The organism is Dapis brunnea BLCC-M229 (genome assembly GCF_050015995.1).
Taxonomy (GTDB): Bacteria; Cyanobacteriota; Cyanobacteriia; order Cyanobacteriales; family Microcoleaceae; genus Trichodesmium.
Map to the genome: position 1 here is coordinate 10,154 of NZ_JBNHEP010000182.1, position 19,079 is coordinate 29,232.

Below are 19,079 nucleotides of genomic sequence, written 5' to 3' on the forward strand. Positions count from 1 at the left end.
TTACTGACTTTGCAGAAACTTGGAATGGTCGCTTGGCAATGTTGGGTTTTGTTATTGGTATCGCTACAGAACTCTTAACTGGTCAAGGTATTCTTTCTCAACTTGGTTTGATGTAATTTTTTCAAAATTTGTCTATTGTTTTTATTGACATTCAAGCCCAATCATTAGATCTTAATTACTAAAGTATAGTTAGGCTTTAGTTAATTGACAAAAACCAAACATCGTCAAGTGACGATGTTTGGTTTTATTATGGGTGTTGCTAGTAAGTTATTGCAGATCAAATTATTCTTTCTCAACTCAGTTTATATAACTTTTTGTTAATATAAATAATCTTATAGCAGTTTTCATTAACATAGAATACAGAGATTTTTGCCTAAAGGCACTTATGCTGAGGGCAGAGGGCAGAAGTTTTGTAGTCAACATTTTGATTTTGGAAAACCTCTATAATATAAAATGAGTAAGGAAAAATATATCAATCTTTTAGTTTAAGCTGTAGAATGTGATTTATAATTACTAACTAACTATCATAGTAAGGGGGTAAAATGTTCAAAAAATTTATCATTGAACGACTAATTGTTTGAATTTTAGGTATTTTACAACAGTGACTCTAGTAGATTTGCTCAACAAGAATGAAAACTTAATTCCATTGCGCGGTATCTTCAATAAAAACATTATCTAGCAATTTGTCAAGTTGAGGAGCTAATTTTAAATGCCAATCTAGTCTAGTATTGGTTATAGCCCTACGCAAATAGGCTCTTGAAATTTCTCTGTTTCCTGTTCCATATTCCCTATTCCCTTACAATCCAAATTTATTGTTCTAACCAAAAGACATAGTGCTATATTTTTGATATAGTTTAGGTGTCTTATTTCAAAGAAAAGGGATTGGAATTTTCAACCCCTTTTACAATAACAGTTTAACTATTTAACCTAGTGTAGAATTGAAGTTTTTAACACTTCTTGAGAGTTAGGTTCGCTTTGGCCACCTTGAGGTAATTCAAGATCCTTAACCGGGTTACGAGCTTCTATTAAACTGATAGCTCGGCTGACACTTTCGGGTAAAATTACTACTAGACTACCAGAAGAGGCACGGTCTAAAGCCGTATTAATTGCACTTGTCTCATCTAGAATTGATTCATAAATAGCTTTTGACTCAGAATCTTTTCCTTGACTCAAGAATTCCTCAACACCTTGATAAATCAGTTCCGCAGCATTTCCCCTAGGTCTTCCCCTAGTATCATCATCTTCTTTGATAATAATTTCATCAAAGATGTCTGCTGCTAGTTCCCCAAGAGAAACAAAATCTTCATCACGGCGATCGCCAGGTCCACCAACTACACCGATCCGTTTACCTGGCCAATTTCTGACAAATCCACCTAATGCTTCATAACTAGCAGGATTATGAGCATAGTCTACCAAAGCATGATAACTACCCATATTAAACATATTCATCCGGCCTGGAGTTTGATCCACCGAAGCCACAAAAGTTGACAAACCTTCCCGAATATGCTCTATTTTGACTCCTTGGGTAAATACGGCCAAACAAGCTGCTAGAGCATTAGCAATCATAAATGGAGCTTTACCAGCCATTGTAATTGGCACATTAACTGCTTTTTCAATTCTTAAAGTCCAATCACCTTTCAAAATTGAAATATAGCCATTCTCATAAACTGCTGCCAGACCCCCCGCTTCTGTATGTTTTAATAACAGTTCGTTATTTGGGTCCATTGAGAAATAAGCAACTTGACCTTTGACTTTCTCTGCCATTGCTGCTACTAATCGGTCTTCAGCATTCAAAATTGCATATCCTTTGGGCATTACTGACTCAGCTACTACACTTTTTAGTTGAGCTAGTTGTTCTACAGTATCTATATCTCCAATACCCAAGTGGTCAGCAGCTACATTTAATACTATTCCCACTTCACAAGCTGAAAAGCCTAAGCCCGAACGCAAAATACCGCCCCGTGCCGTTTCTAACACAGCAACTTCTACTGTAGGGTCTGAGAGAATTAAATGGGCACTTTGAGGACCTGTATTATCTCCAGCTTCAGCCAGATATTCACCAATATAAGTACCATCAGTAGTGGTATAGCCAACTACTTGACCTGTCTGCTTCATAATATGAGCCAATAGTCGTGTAGTAGTTGTCTTTCCGTTAGTACCAGTAACAGTCAGTATTGGTATTCGCCCATTTCTCGATCCGGGGAATAACATATCCATTACTGCTCCCGCCACATTTCTTGGTAGACCACAACTAGGAGCAACGTGCATCCGGAAACCAGGGGCAGCATTAACTTCTACAATTACTCCGTCCACTTCTCGTAGTGGTTGAGAAATATCTTCAGTAACTACATCTATACCTGCAATATCTAGACCAATTATCTTAGCAGCTCTGGATAATAGCCAAACATTTTCCGGATGTATTTCATCAGTGCGGTCTACTGCTATACCTCCAGTGCTGAGGTTAGCTGTTGCTCTTAAAAAGCAAATTTCTCCTTTTCTCGGTATTGAATCTATGCTGTATCCTTGTCTTCCCAGGATAGCAAGGGCAGATTTATCTACCGTGATTCTAGTCAGGACGTTATCATGTCCATCTCCTCTTTGAGGATCTCTATTAGTTTCTTCAATCAGTTCTGATACTGTAGACTTACCGTCTCCCACTACATGGGCAGGAACTCGTTCGGCCACAGCTACAACTTTGCCATTTACTACTAACACTCGGTGGTCTTTACCTGTGTAGTAACGTTCCACAATGACAGTTTTTGTTTTAGAAGCGTTGCTGGCTAAATCGTATGCTTCTTCTGCCTCTTGCCAATTTCTCACATCTATGGTAATGCCACGACCATGATTTCCATCTAGAGGCTTAATTACAATAGGGTAGCCTCCAAGATCTTCAATGGCATCTTGAAGTTCATCAAAGTAGCGAGTAACTGTACCACGAGGTACTGGTATTCCTGCACCTTTGAGAATTCTTTTTGTGCCTTCTTTGTCACAAGCGAGTTCTACACCAAGAATTCCTGTTTGATTGCTGAGAGTTGCCTGAATTCTTTTTTGGTTAACCCCATAGCCAAACTGAATCACAAACCTAGCAGCTAGTTGAGTCCAAGGAATACCTCTTGCTTCTGCTTCTTTAACTATCGCTTCTGTACTTGGACCCAAAGATGCCTGATTTTTGAATTCCTTGAGGTCTTCTAAATCTTGCTGTAATTCTGTTACCGGATATGTACCTGTCTCAACAATACTTTGGCAGAGTCTTACTGCTGCTCGTGCTGCATAACGACCTGCTTGTTCATTTTCGTATTCTATTACTACCTGGAATATTCCTGGAGTAGATGTTTCCCTCGTCCGACCAAAACCAACTGGCATTCCTGCCAGTTGTTGAAATTCTAGGGCAACGTGTTCGATCACATGGCCCATTAATGTTCCTTTTTCCACACGACTTAGGAAACCACCCTTGACTCCAGGCGAACAGTGGTGTTCTACCAGACTTGGTAGAACCTCGGTTAATCCTTTGTAGAAACCACGAATGTCAGATGTATATTTTTCGTAAAGGTCTTCTAAGTCTAGACGCATAACCACCAGTTTATGGCGGCGAATGCTCCAGTAGTTTGGACCGCGTAATGTCTGGAGTTTGAGGATTTTCATAGGAGGATTTAAAGGTGATGCTTAGAATCACAGAAGCAATGGCAGTTGTCTTTTTAATTTCAGCTCAAAGCATTGGCTAAACTGTTTACTACAAACTTTTTTCAGGATGCACTAATCCTTTCTGCTGTACAATACCTACAAAATTTCGGCAAAACTAGGAAAAACCTTGTAATGCCAGTCAAATATGCTTGCTTCCTGCTTCAACCTGGGAGGTCGGCCTCTTCCAGTTCACAGGCGTAACTTCGGGTACAGCCTACCCTACTAAATTGATTAACTTACCTTGACTTGCTCTAGATGCTTCCAATTTACTGTTTTGCATCATGCCAGAAACGTTTAGTTGTTCCAAACAAACCTCCATCTTGAAAATATCCGATCGATTTATCAGTTTTTTTTAATAATCCTTTGATGGTAAAAGAATTTTGGTTTTCTATTACTTTTTCCTACAACAAACAAAATATATTTATTGTTCAGTATATTTATGCTTTACGCTTTATGTATACCGATTAGGTCAGCTACTCATCTACAGGAATAAATTGCTCAAGAACTGATAAATTATCAGAAATTCTATGAGTCTAGAGGCATAATTGTTTCAGATAGTCCTGGTTTCATGGTATGGGAATGGAGATCGTAACTATCGCCATGACACATTATATGTACTCTGAGATTTGATAAACTCAAAGGTTCTTCTACCCCTACTTTTGCAGCATTTGTATAGGACATTTCTATCGGATCTATAATTGTAACTGTGCCTTTACCCATGACTTGGATTTGACTGTCTCGTTCAAACAACGCGCAGGTATCTTCGTCTATTCCTATACCAACTTTGTCTGGGTGGGTGGCGATCGCGCTCAATAAACGGGCCATTCGATTCCGGTTATGAAAGTGTTGGTCTACTATTAACTCTGGCAATATAGCCAAACCGTTTGTCATATCTACTAAAGCTCTATTTGGTGATGAGCCACTACCACCACCTGCTATCATGTGATAGCCCATGACTGCTGCTCCTGCACTTGTTCCAGCCAGTGCTATTTTTCCTTCTAAAGCTTTACTTCTGATATTGTCCATCAAAGGGGTTTCAGCAAGTAGGGCACAAAGACGCAGTTGGTCTCCACCAGTCATAAATACTCCGGTGCAGTCTTCCAAATACTCTAGCCAGATTGGGTCTTCTCCCTGATACCTTTCCCGAATGTCAAATATTTTAATATCAACAGCGCCCATATCTTCAAAAACCCTACGGTATCTATCTCCTTGGGCTGCTGGTTCTCTCGAAGCTGAAGGAATAACTCCTAGTTTAGAATTTATTCCCCCTGCGCGATTAAAAAAAGTTTGTAGAATCTCTTTTCCATGAACTTTATCCTCTGCTCCTCCGATGACCATAATAGTTGTTTTTGTCGGACGTAATGTATCTAGTTCTAAGACTTGAGACTCTAACTGCATCATCTTGTTAATCTTGGACAGCAGGTACACATTCAATTTCGATAATTTCAATAATCTTTTATAATAGTAGATTATCTTATTACCTTGCAAGTCCCCAACTTGCTCTGGAATTTTTCAACATTTGATTAGTTTAGTATATAATTTAAATTTATTGCGAACTTGTCACCGCACAGTATAGTCTACAAAATAAATAAATCTCAACAATTTATACATTTTTCAGGACACCCTAATATAGTGTAACTTCCGTGCGATTTGATGTGATCACCCTATTTCCAGACTTTTTTACAACACCTCTAAATTCAGGTTTGCTAGGGAAAGCCTTTGACAAAAATATTGCCAAGGTTAATCTAGTTAATCCCCGTGATTATACCACAGATAAATATAAAAAAGTTGATGATGAGTCTTATGGTGGAGGAGTGGGAATGGTTTTAAAACCAGAGCCTATATTTGCTGCTGTAGAATCATTGCCAACTCTTTCACAACGAGAGGTAATTCTATTAACTCCCCAGGGAGAAAGAATGAACCAAGGAATGTTTCGAGAGTTGGCCACAGATTATGGACAATTGATTCTAATTTGTGGTCATTATGAAGGTATTGATGAAAGAGTCCAATATTTAGTTACTAGAGAAGTATCTTTAGGAGATTTTGTCCTTACAGGTGGAGAAATACCAGCTTTAGCTTTAATTAATGGTGTAGTCCGATTACTTCCTGGAACTGTAGGAAAGGCTGAATCTTTAGCTAATGAAAGTTTTGAATCTGAATTACTTGACTATCCTCACTATACTCGACCTGCTAATTTTCGTGGTTGGAAGGTTCCAGATGTTTTGCTTTCTGGACATCATGCCGAAATAGCAAGATGGCGTTATGAACAACAAATTCAGAGAACAAAGTCTCGTCGTCCAGACTTGCTCAAAAATGATGATAATTGATTGAATCAAGCTTTTTTGAATATATCTAAGGCCTAAGGTCAGAGAATGGGGAATAAGCAATGGGCAATAGTTTTACTAAAAATTTTTCTTGCCTACTTATACCGTTTCACGGAAGTTAAAAGCGAGTGCGTAATTCTGAGGTTTCCTCATAACGTAAGACACATATCTGAGAGTCAAAAGCTAGATTCTATAGGCTTAAAACTTTTACTCCACAGTAATTTCAGGAAATTATTTCACTTATGGAGTTTGAAACTATTTGTAACATCTTTAAAGTTTAAAGTGAATTGGTATTACATAATTAAAGAGATGGAGATAGGGAGTATTGGAATATTTTTTAACATTTTTTGGGTATTCCCTCCCTCCATCTCGTGACTCGGTCATCTTGATTCTTGTTAATGGGACTTAGACAAAACAGTGACCAAAAATAGGCTTAAATATAGACAGGCAAAAGGTTTAAAGTCCCGAAATTCATGCTTTACCTACCAAGGTAAGTAAGCAAATAATCAGAAGATTAGACTCAGCTTGGAGTAGTTATTTTGCCGCTTTTTGACATCCTCCCGACGTTGCGCTGACGCGACAACGCGGGATTCCCTAACATCACTGATAGGGGCTTTCTGCTGCCTCTTTCAGAGGAGCTGCGCTAACATAGCACCTGCCTCCGAGGCCGAACCTCTTTCTGGTCTTACGATCGCTCCACAGACTGACACTGCTAGCCCAGCAGCCATATCTTTTGATTATAGCACAAAAGTCGTAAATACCGCAACATTGATTGGTTTTCCCATACGACGCTCCCCTAATAGCTGCCGCTAGGCTCCGCCAACGGGAGAGCGCGGGTCTTCAACCAACGTTGAGATAAAGAGTGGCAAAAACAACGACATTTGAATTTTTAGGGAAACCAAAAATTCCCAAATATAAACATAAGACAAAAGGTCGAAACATACTGCCCTATCCAGATGAATCAATTTATCAGAAAGCCTGAAAAAGGATTTTGAGTAAGTTTGAGTAAGTTTAGTTGAGCGGTGGAGAGCATTTAGGACTTTGTTAGAAGGAAAAGCGGAAAAATACGGTCGCGATCCAAGAGTAATTAATATAAAGGCTAAGACACGAAAAAGAAAATTAGGTCACCCTAAACCATTTCTTGAGTGCGTCTTACATTCTGAGGAGACCTCATCAATTAGCACTCGCTTTTTAAGCGTGGCATGGGATACAGACGATATACCGTCTCAAGTTTCTCTCAACCCTAATCTCAAATGGAAGGATGTTGACTGGAAACGGGTGGAAAAATCCGTATACAAGTTGCATGCATTTAATTTACAAAGCATCCATGAGTGGCGAAATCCGCTTTCCGGACTAAATACCAAAGACTTCTGACCAAAAGTTACTACGCGCTTGTTACTAGCTGTTAGGCGCGTGACATAGGATAACCAAGGTAAAAAGACCGCAGGAGTAGATGGGACGAAAAACCTACCACCCATGCAAAGTTTAAATTTGGTGTACCTACTCAAATCACCCTATCTCAAAGCAAGTCCAACCCGTAGAGTCTGGATACCAAAACCAGGGAAAGAAGAAAAAGGCCCATTAGGCATCCCAACGATGTATGACCGGGCGTTACAGAGCTTGGTGAAGTTAGGTATGGAACTAGAGTGGGAGGCAGGTTTTGAACCTAATTGCCACGACTTTAAGACTGCTGAGGATTTAAAAGCAGTGAACCATTAGGACTCATTAAGCCCAAAAGATGGAATTTTAAGGATGTACCCATTACAAGGGACGTTTAGGAGAGGAGCCGATTTGGAGGTGAAAGTTTCACGTCCGGTTCTGAAGACGAGCAGACCCTATAAAGGATCGCCCGGAAATGGGTTTGCTTAGTCTAACAACCTAGGGAAGAGCTAGGGTTCAGCAAGAATATCCGCGCCTTCTAGGCCGGGGAGAATGTCAACGGAAAGATACCAAATGGATTCTATAGACAATTCAAACAAGAATTAGGCCATGATAGTATTTGTTAAGAAATTTAGATTTATCTAAATCTTAATTGCAAAACCGTAATAATTGCCACTTTAATCATTATTTGAATGATAGATTTATACAACGTTGTTAGTTTTGAAATCCTCCTGATGTTGCGCATAGCCTGACAATGCGGGATTTACTGACCTCGCCATGGGCAGTTTCTGCTGACCAAGAGTGCAAGTCTTCAAACAACGTTGAGATAAATTGTTTAAGAAAAATATCCTGGGTTAAAAATGTACAACAATCGTTCAAATCGTGATCCATTAGTTGTAGCTATTACTGCTGCTTTAGGAGCTGGTGTAGCTACTTCTTTTGCTGTTGCTCAAGGCCAAAATCCTATGACTGCTTTAGGAATTACGATTTTTGCTGCTATCGTAGCTTTAATTTGCGATCGCGCAGGTTTAGTTTAAATCTTGATTTGTGTCGTACAACAAAATGATGGAAATAGATGCTTAGAGGTACAAATAAATTAAATTAACCTTATAGATGCTCTACAATAAAATTACTGTACTGAGAATATGATATAATAAACGAGGGTTTTCCTAATTAATGAGGTTATAGTCTTTTTTTTCTTCCCCGTTCTCTGTTTCCTGAAGTCCAAAACTTTTGGAACTCAACAATTTGAGAATTCCAACTTGATTCTGCAAGGGGTATCCCGTTATAATGTCCGATTTAACGCGAGTGGAATTGCCGAGAGTAAATTAAAAAGGTGTCGATTGATATATAAATATAGCACTTAAAGAGTAATATAAAATTATGATAATTACTCAATTGCTACAAAATTAAGCCTACTTGTGAACAGTTGAACAGTCAGTCAAAATTGATTATTGGCTATAATTTTTACGGCGACATTGGAATTATACTATTGGTCAACGATTAGACTGTTTGAATAGAACTAGATGTCAAGTTGACCATTGCTCATTAATTTCATGGCCTTTGCTAGGCAAAGAGAAGATTTTTACGCTCAATACTGCTCATAAATTGGCGAGAAAATATTACCTAATTGCTGTGGAAGACCTTAATATTAAAGGTTTAGCTAGAAACACGAAACTCTCAAAATCAATTTACGATGCAGCCTGGGGTGCTTTTATTGAAAGATTGAATGCAGTGGCGGTCAAACGCGGTGTTCATGTAAGAATGGCCATTCCCCCCTACTTCCGAATAATACATCGCATAAATTGCAGTAATTGTGGTCAAAAAGTACCTAAAACTTTGTCAATTAGAACTCACTGTTGTCCTAAATGTAAAGTAGTTTTAGATCGGGACGAGAATGCAGCAATTAACATATTAAATAAAGTATTAAACGAGGTGGGTATCATCTTGTCTGCTTATGGAGGCGTAGATATTAATCAGCCTGTGAAACAAGAAACTTCTTTGTTTGAGAAGCTCCTGTTATAATCTCCGATTTAACGGGAGATAACTTCACTGTACCTGTTTAATAATCAATAAATCAAACCAAGTAATCTGTAAGGATTCAAGTATTATGGAAAAGCCTATAAATATTAATGGATAAGCATTGACCGCATTTGCCTCCAAAATTATATTTTCAATTAGAGATTGCTACAAGCCTTTATTTTCGTGATTATTGAGAATGAGGCTGTTAAATTGTTGAGTCAGTCGTTTTCAGAAGTCTCTCTATAACTGGGTTTGAGATACCTGAATCCTTACAGTAATATTATATTATAGTCCACCCTAGAGCAAGGATAGGAAAATACCTAGAGATATTTCATAAACTTCTCTAGCTTTGTATATAAAAATTTCTAGTTATACTAGACTTTAATATAGTGTAACTTAGTAATAATTATAGTAAGCATTAAGGTATTAGTAGTCAGCTTTTACTACTGAATGGGCTATAAGTCAGGTTTTCAGTGGGTAAAAAAGTGCCAAGTAATTAATGATGAAGATCGGCAAAGAATGCTTTGACCGTAACTTTTAATTTTAGCTGATAATTTTTAAATGGCTGACAGCTAACAGCTGATCTCTAAATGCTTACTAAGCATATATTTTGCCGTCTTGGTGAATTTTCAATACTGAAATAGTTAAAAATATACTTAATTGTAGTCATAAAAAATCATCAAACAATCTCAATACTAAAATTAAATTTAGCTTGTGAATCTAAAAACTTAGAGTCTCCCAGGAAAATTTATGGAAGCCCTTGCATACTTAGAATTTTTTCTCGTTAGTGAAGAAATTAAGGATTTCAAACTTATTGAAGGACTTAACTGGAAAAAACTTTCTAGCTTCGCTTATATAAACTTTTTATCATTAGTAATTATTAATTCTATTCTGATTAATGCTAGTTTTGCTAGGATGCCAGAAATTTCTGCTCCTGAAACAAATAGTTATTTTAATCTGAGCCAGACTCAGGAAAATAGAATGGCTCAAACACAACTAGCAACAAACTCTTTCTTTTCTGGATCTAGACCAGAAAATAATGCAATTCTTTCTCCTAATAGTGCAGTCTATCTAAGACGTGGAGACAAAGCTGCAACAGTAGCAGCAGTTCAAAGAAAACTCAGAGAACTAGGCTATTTTAGTGCTAACCTAACTGGCTATTATGGCCCAATAACAGAAAGAGCGGTCAGACAGTTCCAGGAAGACAATGGTATTAAACCTACTGGTGAAATTGAACCTACCACCTGGTCATTACTATTTGTCGGTAGAAGAACAAGCCAAACTAATAGCTTGTTATTAAATTCTCCCACAAAAGTATTATCTTTTGGAGAAGTTAGCCCTCAAGTAGGAATTATTCAAAGACGTTTAAAAGAACTAGGGTTTTACAGAGGTCCAATCAATAGTATTTATGACCAAAATACTAGAACTGCGGTTATTAGATTTCAAAGTGTTCATAGAATTACACCAACGGGTCAGGTAGGGACTACCACTAGAGACTTTCTGTTTGATAATAAGTCTGTTCCTGTGGAGAGAGTATTTCTGCGACGTGGAAACACAGGTCCTGAGATAGGAAAATTACAACAACGTTTACAGAATTTAGGTTATTATCAGGGACAAATAACTAACTATTTTGATCGGAGTACAGAAATAGCAGTAATTGATTTTCAAAGGAGAAATAGAATTACTCCTACAGGTATAGTTGGACCAACAACCCAAGCATTTCTATTTAATCCTAATCAAGTTTTACCTCCAGGTCCAGTATCTCACTCCAGAGCCAATTATACTACTGGGCAATACTCATCCTTCAACGTGCTACAACGAGGCGATCGAGGTTTGGCTGTAAAACAACTCCAGATTTTGTTAACAAGATTGGGTTATTATCCAGGGGTCATTGATGGCTTTTTTGGACCGGGGACAGAGTTTGCGGTCAGACGCTTTCAGCAAGATTTGGGATTTGTTGCTAGTGGGGTAGCTCGAAGAAATACATTACAAGCGTTAAGACATCCTTTGATTGTCACCCAAAATACTTCTGCGCAAGAAGTTAGTTATATTGGCAGCCAAAGACAAGTGTTAGAACTTCAAAATCGACTTCGTTTACAAAGACTGTATTTTGGTCCATTGAATGGAGTTTATAATTCAGAAACAAGAGCAGCAGTAGCAAAAGCTCAACTACGTTATGGAATCACTACAAAAGATATTGGGGATTAACTATCCTTAGCTTAACCGAAGATGAGAGACAGGCGGTTTTAACCTCTTGAAGGGCGTTGCTGAATCAAGGTATGAAAATAAAAATTGAACAATCTCAAATATTTGTTATTCAATAGTTTAGCAATTACCAAAAAATACAAATCATACTCAAAATCAGCAAAGCCTCTTGAAGAAGTCATTTATTATCCATTATCTCAACGTTGCTTGAAGAACGGTGCTCTCCATCTCCCCTAACCCCCTTGTGAAAGCTATCCCTGATAAGGAACTCCTGAAAACCTTGTGGTCCGTGTGGGAGGTGTGGGAAGTGAGAATCTTGTCTGTAGTTCTCAAAAAAATGTCTAATTCAATACACTTTTCTCTAGAAAAAGCATCTCAAAGGCTTACACATAACTTGTATATTTTGTCAAGTTTTATGTTAAGAAAGATGTTTATAAAGCATAGTTGTGAAAGGGGGGAAGGGGAGCGTCGTATGGCAAAACCAATCAATGTTGCGATGTTGCGATGTTCCCAATAGTGATAGTGTACTATGGTAGCTAAATTAAGGCAGCTAGGCTAGCAGTCTCAGTCTGTGGAGCGCACCTTTAGATCGGAAAGAGGCTCGACCCATTAGGCAGGTATCTACATTGTTTCGCTTGGAGGCTGTCGCCGACATGAAACGCTTCGCGAGATGAAACGCGCAGCTCCTCTGTAAAAAGGCAACAGAAACCCCTAATCAGTTATAGTTAGGAATTCCCCTTTGTCACCCAAGGGCAACGTCGAGAGGATGTAAACTATGTCTACTTATCTAATTGAACCTCAATGAGATTGATATTGAACCATTCTACTGAACTTATCTCCAAACTTACCCAACCTTTGGTTACGCTTTGGAGACTAGCTTCCTGCTTGAGTGAAAATCACGCTCCCGCAGTCTGTAACCTGATTTTCAAGAGCAGGCTTCAAATCCGCGGGAACTACACCTACTAATTCAATTATAATAGAAGCTTTGCCATTTACGACTAAAAATTTTGAAGAAGCGGTCGAGGGATGGCAAGGAGACCTCGCCATATCCAATCGACCAAGAGAAAAGTAGGTTTGAGTATATTTAGGTAGAATTTTAGCTTCTGTCTTTACCTTAATTTTGAGATGAGGTGGGGGTATTTTTGGTTGAGCAAATTTGATTTATTCACTGTGTTCTGCATCCGCAAGCGCCCGTGGGCAAGACCACTCAGCAGATACGAGGGAAGGCCATCCTTTTCTGAGAGCCTCATAACAAATTGTATGAATAGTTAACTGACAATCTAAAAGATGTAATCCCGATTTTTCAGCTTGCTTGAGACCAATTTTTAAAATAGAATCATTCTTAAATTCAATTGTTTTATTACATTGTACACACACAAGATGATGGTGATGATGAGGATAAGGCTGATTTATTTCATAATGTTTATGTCCCTCTGCTAGTTCTAGTTCTCGTAGAATTCCCATCCTTGCCATTAACTTTAAGGTTCTGTAAATGGTAGATAGACTAATTCTTTCACCTCTATTTTGTAGCATATTATAAAGGTCTTCGGCACTCAGATGATTGCCTTTGGGCAGATTTTGAAAGATGTGCAAAATTGTCTCCCGTTGGGGAGTCATTCGCCAACCTTTTTCATTTAGTTCTGCTTTAAATGAAGATGGTGTATAAAGAGCCACGGCATTTTATCAAAAATCTATAATTATTGATAATCATACACAATAATTAAATGATTGTCAACAAAAGATTTTTATTGATAATTAGGGGAGGATATTGCCTCTGTCAAAACCGCGATTTGTTCTGTGCCTATTGAAAAATCCAGCAGTGTAGCAATTGCCCACTCTCAGGAATGTCATTTCAGTTATCAGTAGGTGTGACTGGTTTGGCTTAAGTAGACCCTAGTTGTCTAGGTTTAGCCAGCCGTTTGACATCCTCTCCGTATTAGCGTTTCGCTGCGGGACATGAAAAGCCTAGCTCCTCTGCAGGAGGCAGCTCCTCTGTTTCGCTGCGGGACATGAAAAGGGCAGCTCCTCTGTAGGAGGCAAGAGGCAGGCACGGAGATTCCTGCTGAACCTTAACTCTTCGGTGGGTTGACGTTTCATCGGGTGCTGCTACCTTGACGGCAGTCTGACGCTTCCCTCCGTGTCCGTTTAATGTCTCGGACTGCCAGCCCGCGACTATCACACTCAGGACTTACGCAGGGGTACTATATATAGAGTGCAAAAACTGTAGCGCTATAGTTTTTAACACTACATACATGGTCTCTGCGTAAGTCCTAAAACTATAGCTTATCTTTCCTACTTAATCAATCAAAAAGTCGCCTTACCAGGGCAAACGCATCTTATTTTGAAGTTCTGACAAGGCAAGGGTGTCAAGCTTGTGAGTATTTATACTCATTAATTCTCTGAAGCTTAACGGCAGAAGGTTCCAGAATTTAGATGTGTTTGCCCTGGTCGCCCTACAAGGGCGAGGCGCATACCCCAATTTTTCAGTAAAAGATTAATTCTGATAGTCATGGAGGTTCAATTCCTTCCGACGCGGATACCTTGTTACTCCAACATCCCTGGATTCAGAATTAGCAACTCTGTCTCTCAGTGCATGGGCGTAAAGTGAAGTAAGGGTAATATCATCCCAATCCTTTGCTAGGGAAGTTGGCCATAGTTATCGTACAGAGAATCTAGTATTGCAGGTCATCAAACTATATAGGAGAAAGGCATTGACACTCCTGGACCCAAAAGTATAACTCATAATAATTGCAACCAAATGTACCAGTTAGTTTCGTATCTAGGCGTTGGTTAATGCGTAATGCTTTTGTCTCAAATATCTATGAAAAAAATATAATTGTACGGTTCATAAATATTGAAGAGCATGACCTAATCACCAACCCCAAAAGGGAAGGCTATTAACCTTATTTTTTGGTCAAATTAATAAATTAATGGTCGTTGCTCTAATTGTATTTCAAAACTTTCTCCAGGCTGAGGCTCTATAACTTTTGTCGCCAGATTATTTTTAGCTAATAGAGATTTTGTTTCCTCAACACTTCCTTCAGCTTTCAGAAAAGATATTAGTAATCCTTGAAAATCTACATCACCTCCTGCTGCTGTAGGTAGCATGACTTGAGGTTGCAACCATTGAGCTACCTGTAAAGCACTTTCATTTCCTTTAATTATTGGCCCCACTAACGGCAAATTCAAATTGATAATTGGGGAGATGACAACATCTATAGGAGCAAATTCTTTAATTTCTTCAGAATGGTTCCCGTGGGGTTCATAGTATATTGTATTGCCAGTGCTTAAGTCTTTGAGAATGTAACCATTTTCTACTAACGTTGGGCCTACGAGTGAACCGGGAACTGCTCTAATTTCAACACTATTGTCAAAAGAGTAGGTATCACCATGACTAAGTGTGATTAACTGAGAGTAACCAAGCTCTTGTGCTACTTTTGCCGCAGCTGGAGAAGCAATAACATGAATATTTTTGTCTAATTGTTTAAGTGTCTCTGGGTGAGCATGGTCTTCTAGTCCCTGAGACAATACAATGAGGTCTACATTTTCTGGAATAGCACGGGGAGTCAGGTGTTCCCCTTTAAACAACCAACGTAGATTACTGAAAACCAGGGGGCCAACGAGCCAAGGATCTATGAGAATTCGTTTGCCTCCAATTTCAATTAGCCAGGAATTACTATCTAACCAAGTTAGTTGCATAGTATTTATATAATTTACACCTCATCTTATCGTAACAATTCATTACCATCCATTTATGGATTGCCTGGACAGTTCTGCTGAAAGTTGATTTTTTAAGTAAATATTAAGAAATTAAGTTTCTTATAGCTGATTTCTTAAGTAAATATTAAGAGACTGAATTCCTTTAAGTATACAAATCATATCATGTCCGGATGATTAGTGATAAAAAAACTTTCTCCTTTTCCTACTCTTTCTTCTTGCTTTTTGCTTGTTGGTTCTTCTTTCTTCCCTCCTGACTCGGTCCTCCTGACTCCTCCGTCGTTTATTTATTAAGTATTCAGTTACAGTCGATGGGGGTATCGCTACCCCTCACCTCTGCTTCACGCGCCGTGCGTGAGAGTTTCCAGCTCACACGGCTCCTGATAATTAAGGTGACGCGCGAGGTTGGGTTCACATTTTCCCTTATTTCCCACCTTGATTTTAAGGGTTAGGCGGGTTTAGGCCACGCTACATATTCTCACCTTTCGCAGAGTCTCCTACTCTTGGTTTGGCTACAAAATGTGCGTTTCGGCTTTTTGGTTACTGATATTACCGCCTACCTTAATTACCTCCCCACGTCTGCATATCCTAAACATTACTCCAGGCTTGCTTCTTGGGGAATCCTTCACCCTCATCAACAAAGGTTTACGCTTTTCCTACTCTACATTTGAGAGAGTTGAAAAAGGGTTACTTCGTTCCCTGATATCATTTCATGTTGACTTTAGGTTCCTAGTTTAGGCCGACCTCAATTAGATACGAAACCAACTCCAGTTAATTGATTCCAATTATGTGAGGTATACCGTTTTGGTTCAAGGGTATCAATGTCTTTCCCTTGTCTATCATAACGACCCATATTACTAGATTCTCTATACGATAACCATGGTCAACTTCCCTGGCGGAGGATTGAGATAACATTACCCTTACTCCGCTTTTAGGCCATGCACGCTCGTGACTGGCATTGCTAGTGTCGGAATCCTGGGACTATGGAGTTACGCGGTATCCGCGCGAGAAGGAATTTAACCTCCATGAATATCAGAGTTGCCCTTTAGCGGCTGGCTGAACGCAAACTAGGGTTTACTTAGGCCAAACGAATCGCACACCGGACATGATATCAGCTCTTAATATAGGTTTTTTTTATCAATTAATTAAATAAAATTGATATCACTAGATCAAATAAATAATTATGCTGGTTTGCAACTACCAGCAATCAAGGGGAAAACCAATTCCCAAGTAAATTTGCTCAACATTGAGATCAAAAACTGCATAAGTGCCAATAGTTCAGAAATACCCCTAGTTGTAAGAAATAGCAATTGGAAAAATAGCAACTGGAATTGCAAATACTTAATCAGAAACTTATGTTGTCTCATCAATTGAACTACAAAATCAAAACGACTCAGTTAGGCGCAAACGGTAAGTACTTAACATCTTTTCAGCGCCAACACTTACAGAATAATTTGGATGATGATCTACCGTGGCAATATCGTCAGAGAATTGAAATTATCCTTCTAGCAGATGAAGGCAAAACCCAGAGAGAAATCTGTGAGGCTATAGGTTGTGCTCCAGGTACAGCTAGGCATTGGATACTAATAACTAAGTGTGGTCAAGCCCATAAATGGAAAGATCATCCCATAGGTCGTCCTCAAGAAGTTAACGAACAATATTTACAACGTTTGAAAGAGTTGGTAACTCATAGCCCCAAAGAATATGGTTATGTATTCCGGCGGTGGACTGCCAATTGGCTAGGAAAACATTTAGCGAGAGAATTTGGCATTGAGTTTAGCGATCGCCATATTAATCGACTGTTAAAACAGATGGGGCTATCCACTAAACGAAAACCACCTAAAATGGAGCAAACTATTGATCGAGATTGCAATGGCAAAAACATTACTATTCACGATCTTAACTCAGAGCTAAATATTGATCCATGTTTGAGAACATTAATTTTCCACCCTTCTAAGAACTAACAATAAATATGTTGTACTTAGACATTTTCTAGGCTTTCAAATGTCTCAAAATTAGTCTTGACAAGTGAATTAATTATGTCTTAAGGTATCCACTTTCATAAAAAGAAATATCAAACTGTTTGAAAAGATTAGCAATAATCAATTGTGGCTGCCTAAAATATTCGCAGTTGTTTATTAAGAGTATTAGTTAACTACTCTCTACTTTTAATAAAATTAATTATTAAAAAAAATGCTGAACTCACGGTTTGTAGCCTATCAAAATTAAATTTTTGGGTAGTGGAAGTATCCTGCTTTGGTTGTGAGTGAGAGGCTCCTTATTCCTCAAATAAAATAGGAAAAATTAGGTTAGGCATCAACTAAATTTACCAGAAAAAATGCAATCTAACACTGATAAAAAATTAGATACTGACCTAGTTAAACTAGAAAAAAATCATCTTGATTATCCTACCTTGAATTAACAACCAACGGCTGAATGTAGTTCAAATTTAACTAACTTAGTTAATATTCATGTTTCCGATCCTCACCCATCTAACTAGCTATAAAATTAACATATATCTCAAATAAAAAAGCCAGGAACTACTGGTAAAAATACTATAGCGCTTCTCAGTAAGCGTAAGGTACACTTTTATGTTTCTTCCCTGTTGCCTGTTGCCTCTTGCCTTCTGAACTGTTGCCTCAACCAAACGAATTTTGTAGCTCAAGCTTTTTGGGAATTGCTATAATAATTACTATTAGCAAGCCTAATAGTATAGCAGTCGAAGTAAAGGGCGGGGATATTACTAAATGCTGTTTGTGTTTTCGGCTGTCGTCAACCATACCCAAGTGGTCTGAGTGATTGAGAGTGCGAAATACTCAAGACTCTGCTACCTAAGCCAAAAGAGTTTGGTCATCCTATTAAAGTTGATTTCATAGAGATTCTCAATGGTGTATTTTATGTACAACGAACTGGATGTCAGTGGGAAATAATACCCCATTACTTGCCAACTGTATATAGGTATTTTCGGAAATGGCAATGCCGTAGTATATGACAACAAATGCACCCTCAAGTCCGCCAAAAACTATGAGCGATCGCTGGAAAAAGATCGAGATTCTAGTGTAACGAATCAAATCTATTCCATCTTCAAAATCAGTGATCGTATTATTGCCATAATTACGGCTGAAGTCAAAGAAGTCGCTACCAGATCCACCGGTGATAAGATCGTCACCTCTTTGAGCCGCAATAATATCACGACCTGCACCACCATCAATCATATCGTTACCTCGGCGTGCGATGATCGAGTCATTACCATCTCCAGCATTAATTAAATCATCTCCAGCTCTAGCACGTATGAAATCATTTTCTGCAGTTCCAGTTAACTCATCATCTTCCCCTGTACCAGTGATCTTATTGGGATTAAGTAGGGACTGAGTTTCGTTCCAAACCTCTATTCCTACTTCTTCCCCTAGCACCTCACCATTTCTACCACCATCTTCAAAGTCAATACCTCCAAAGAAGCGAAAAGCACTAGCTTTCTGAGCAGCTTCGCTAAAAGTAGTCTACTCAAGTGTTTCAACTTGTTGTGGTGTCACACCAGGTTCAAAGCGAGATTCACCAGGCTAAAAAGTTACGGAACCACCAAAGTCATCGCTACCAGTAAACCGTTGGAGAATTTCAGCAGCAGCAGAACTGAAAGTGCTATGACCAGATACATATTCTGCAAAAGGAGGTGAAGGATCGCCACCGGGAGTTTGATAACCTACATTCCGCACGACAAAATGTAGCATGAAAAACGGAGACAGGAGACAG

Annotated in this window: 13 protein-coding genes and 1 pseudogene; 8 read left to right on the forward strand and 6 right to left on the reverse strand. The window is 38.7% G+C overall.

What is annotated here, in order from left to right; all coding sequences use genetic code 11:
- Positions 1 to 927 precede the first annotated feature (927 nt).
- Both cphA and ACP6PM_RS20935 read right to left on the reverse strand, forming a co-directional pair.
- Positions 928 to 3,642: a cyanophycin synthetase gene (gene cphA / locus ACP6PM_RS20930; RefSeq protein WP_426588030.1), complete on the reverse strand. Its 2,715-nt coding sequence runs from the start codon at positions 3,640 to 3,642 to the stop codon at positions 928 to 930.
- A 564-nt stretch (positions 3,643 to 4,206) separates the two neighbouring features.
- Positions 4,207 to 5,082: a cyanophycinase gene (locus tag ACP6PM_RS20935; protein ID WP_426588032.1), complete on the reverse strand. Its 876-nt coding sequence runs from the start codon at positions 5,080 to 5,082 to the stop codon at positions 4,207 to 4,209.
- Between the two features lie 242 nt (positions 5,083 to 5,324).
- Between ACP6PM_RS20935 and trmD the strand changes: the two genes are divergently transcribed.
- The 6 genes from trmD (at position 5,325) to ACP6PM_RS20965 (ending at position 11,615) form a co-directional block, all read left to right on the forward strand.
- The gene (gene trmD / locus ACP6PM_RS20940; RefSeq protein WP_426588034.1) at positions 5,325 to 6,008 is read left to right on the forward strand and encodes a tRNA (guanosine(37)-N1)-methyltransferase TrmD; all 684 of its coding nucleotides are present in this window, start codon (positions 5,325 to 5,327) and stop codon (positions 6,006 to 6,008) included.
- Positions 6,009 to 7,046: 1,038 nt separating this feature from the next.
- The gene (locus ACP6PM_RS20945; protein ID WP_426588036.1) at positions 7,047 to 7,379 is read left to right on the forward strand and encodes a hypothetical protein; all 333 of its coding nucleotides are present in this window, start codon (positions 7,047 to 7,049) and stop codon (positions 7,377 to 7,379) included.
- 102 nt (positions 7,380 to 7,481) lie between these two features.
- Entirely contained in the window at positions 7,482 to 7,724 is a 243-nt protein-coding gene (locus ACP6PM_RS20950; protein WP_426588038.1) for an RNA-dependent RNA polymerase family protein, read from the forward strand.
- 521 nt (positions 7,725 to 8,245) lie between these two features.
- Positions 8,246 to 8,422: a hypothetical protein gene (locus tag ACP6PM_RS20955; RefSeq protein WP_293103970.1), complete on the forward strand. Its 177-nt coding sequence runs from the start codon at positions 8,246 to 8,248 to the stop codon at positions 8,420 to 8,422.
- A 475-nt stretch (positions 8,423 to 8,897) separates the two neighbouring features.
- Positions 8,898 to 9,410, forward strand: coding sequence for an RNA-guided endonuclease InsQ/TnpB family protein (locus ACP6PM_RS20960; protein WP_426588040.1), 513 nt, complete (start codon positions 8,898 to 8,900; stop codon positions 9,408 to 9,410).
- Positions 9,411 to 10,157: 747 nt separating this feature from the next.
- Complete coding sequence (locus tag ACP6PM_RS20965; protein WP_426588042.1) at positions 10,158 to 11,615, forward strand: peptidoglycan-binding domain-containing protein; 1,458 nt, start codon at positions 10,158 to 10,160, stop codon at positions 11,613 to 11,615.
- Between the two features lie 1,158 nt (positions 11,616 to 12,773).
- Here the strand turns inward: ACP6PM_RS20965 and ACP6PM_RS20970 are convergent.
- Both ACP6PM_RS20970 and ACP6PM_RS20975 read right to left on the reverse strand, forming a co-directional pair.
- Positions 12,774 to 13,286, reverse strand: a complete 513-nt coding sequence (locus ACP6PM_RS20970) for a transcriptional repressor (RefSeq protein WP_293105626.1) — start codon at positions 13,284 to 13,286, stop codon at positions 12,774 to 12,776.
- A 1,245-nt stretch (positions 13,287 to 14,531) separates the two neighbouring features.
- On the reverse strand, positions 14,532 to 15,311 hold the full coding sequence (locus ACP6PM_RS20975) for an MBL fold metallo-hydrolase (protein WP_426588044.1): 780 nt from the start codon (positions 15,309 to 15,311) through the stop codon (positions 14,532 to 14,534).
- A 1,373-nt stretch (positions 15,312 to 16,684) separates the two neighbouring features.
- Here ACP6PM_RS20975 and ACP6PM_RS20980 point away from each other — a divergent pair.
- Entirely contained in the window at positions 16,685 to 17,293 is a 609-nt protein-coding gene (locus ACP6PM_RS20980; RefSeq protein WP_426588046.1) for a helix-turn-helix domain-containing protein, read from the forward strand.
- An 893-nt stretch (positions 17,294 to 18,186) separates the two neighbouring features.
- On the forward strand, positions 18,187 to 18,321 hold the full coding sequence (locus tag ACP6PM_RS20985; RefSeq protein ID WP_426588050.1) for a transposase: 135 nt from the start codon (positions 18,187 to 18,189) through the stop codon (positions 18,319 to 18,321).
- A 151-nt stretch (positions 18,322 to 18,472) separates the two neighbouring features.
- On the opposite strand, the pseudogene ACP6PM_RS20990 reads toward ACP6PM_RS20985, so the two are convergent.
- Together ACP6PM_RS20990 and ACP6PM_RS20995 are read right to left on the reverse strand one after the other, a co-directional pair.
- Positions 18,473 to 18,742, reverse strand: a pseudogene (locus ACP6PM_RS20990) (calcium-binding protein); the annotation flags it as partial.
- Between the two features lie 147 nt (positions 18,743 to 18,889).
- A partial coding sequence (locus ACP6PM_RS20995) for a hypothetical protein (RefSeq protein ID WP_426588048.1) occupies positions 18,890 to 19,079 on the reverse strand: 190 nt, incomplete at its 5' end.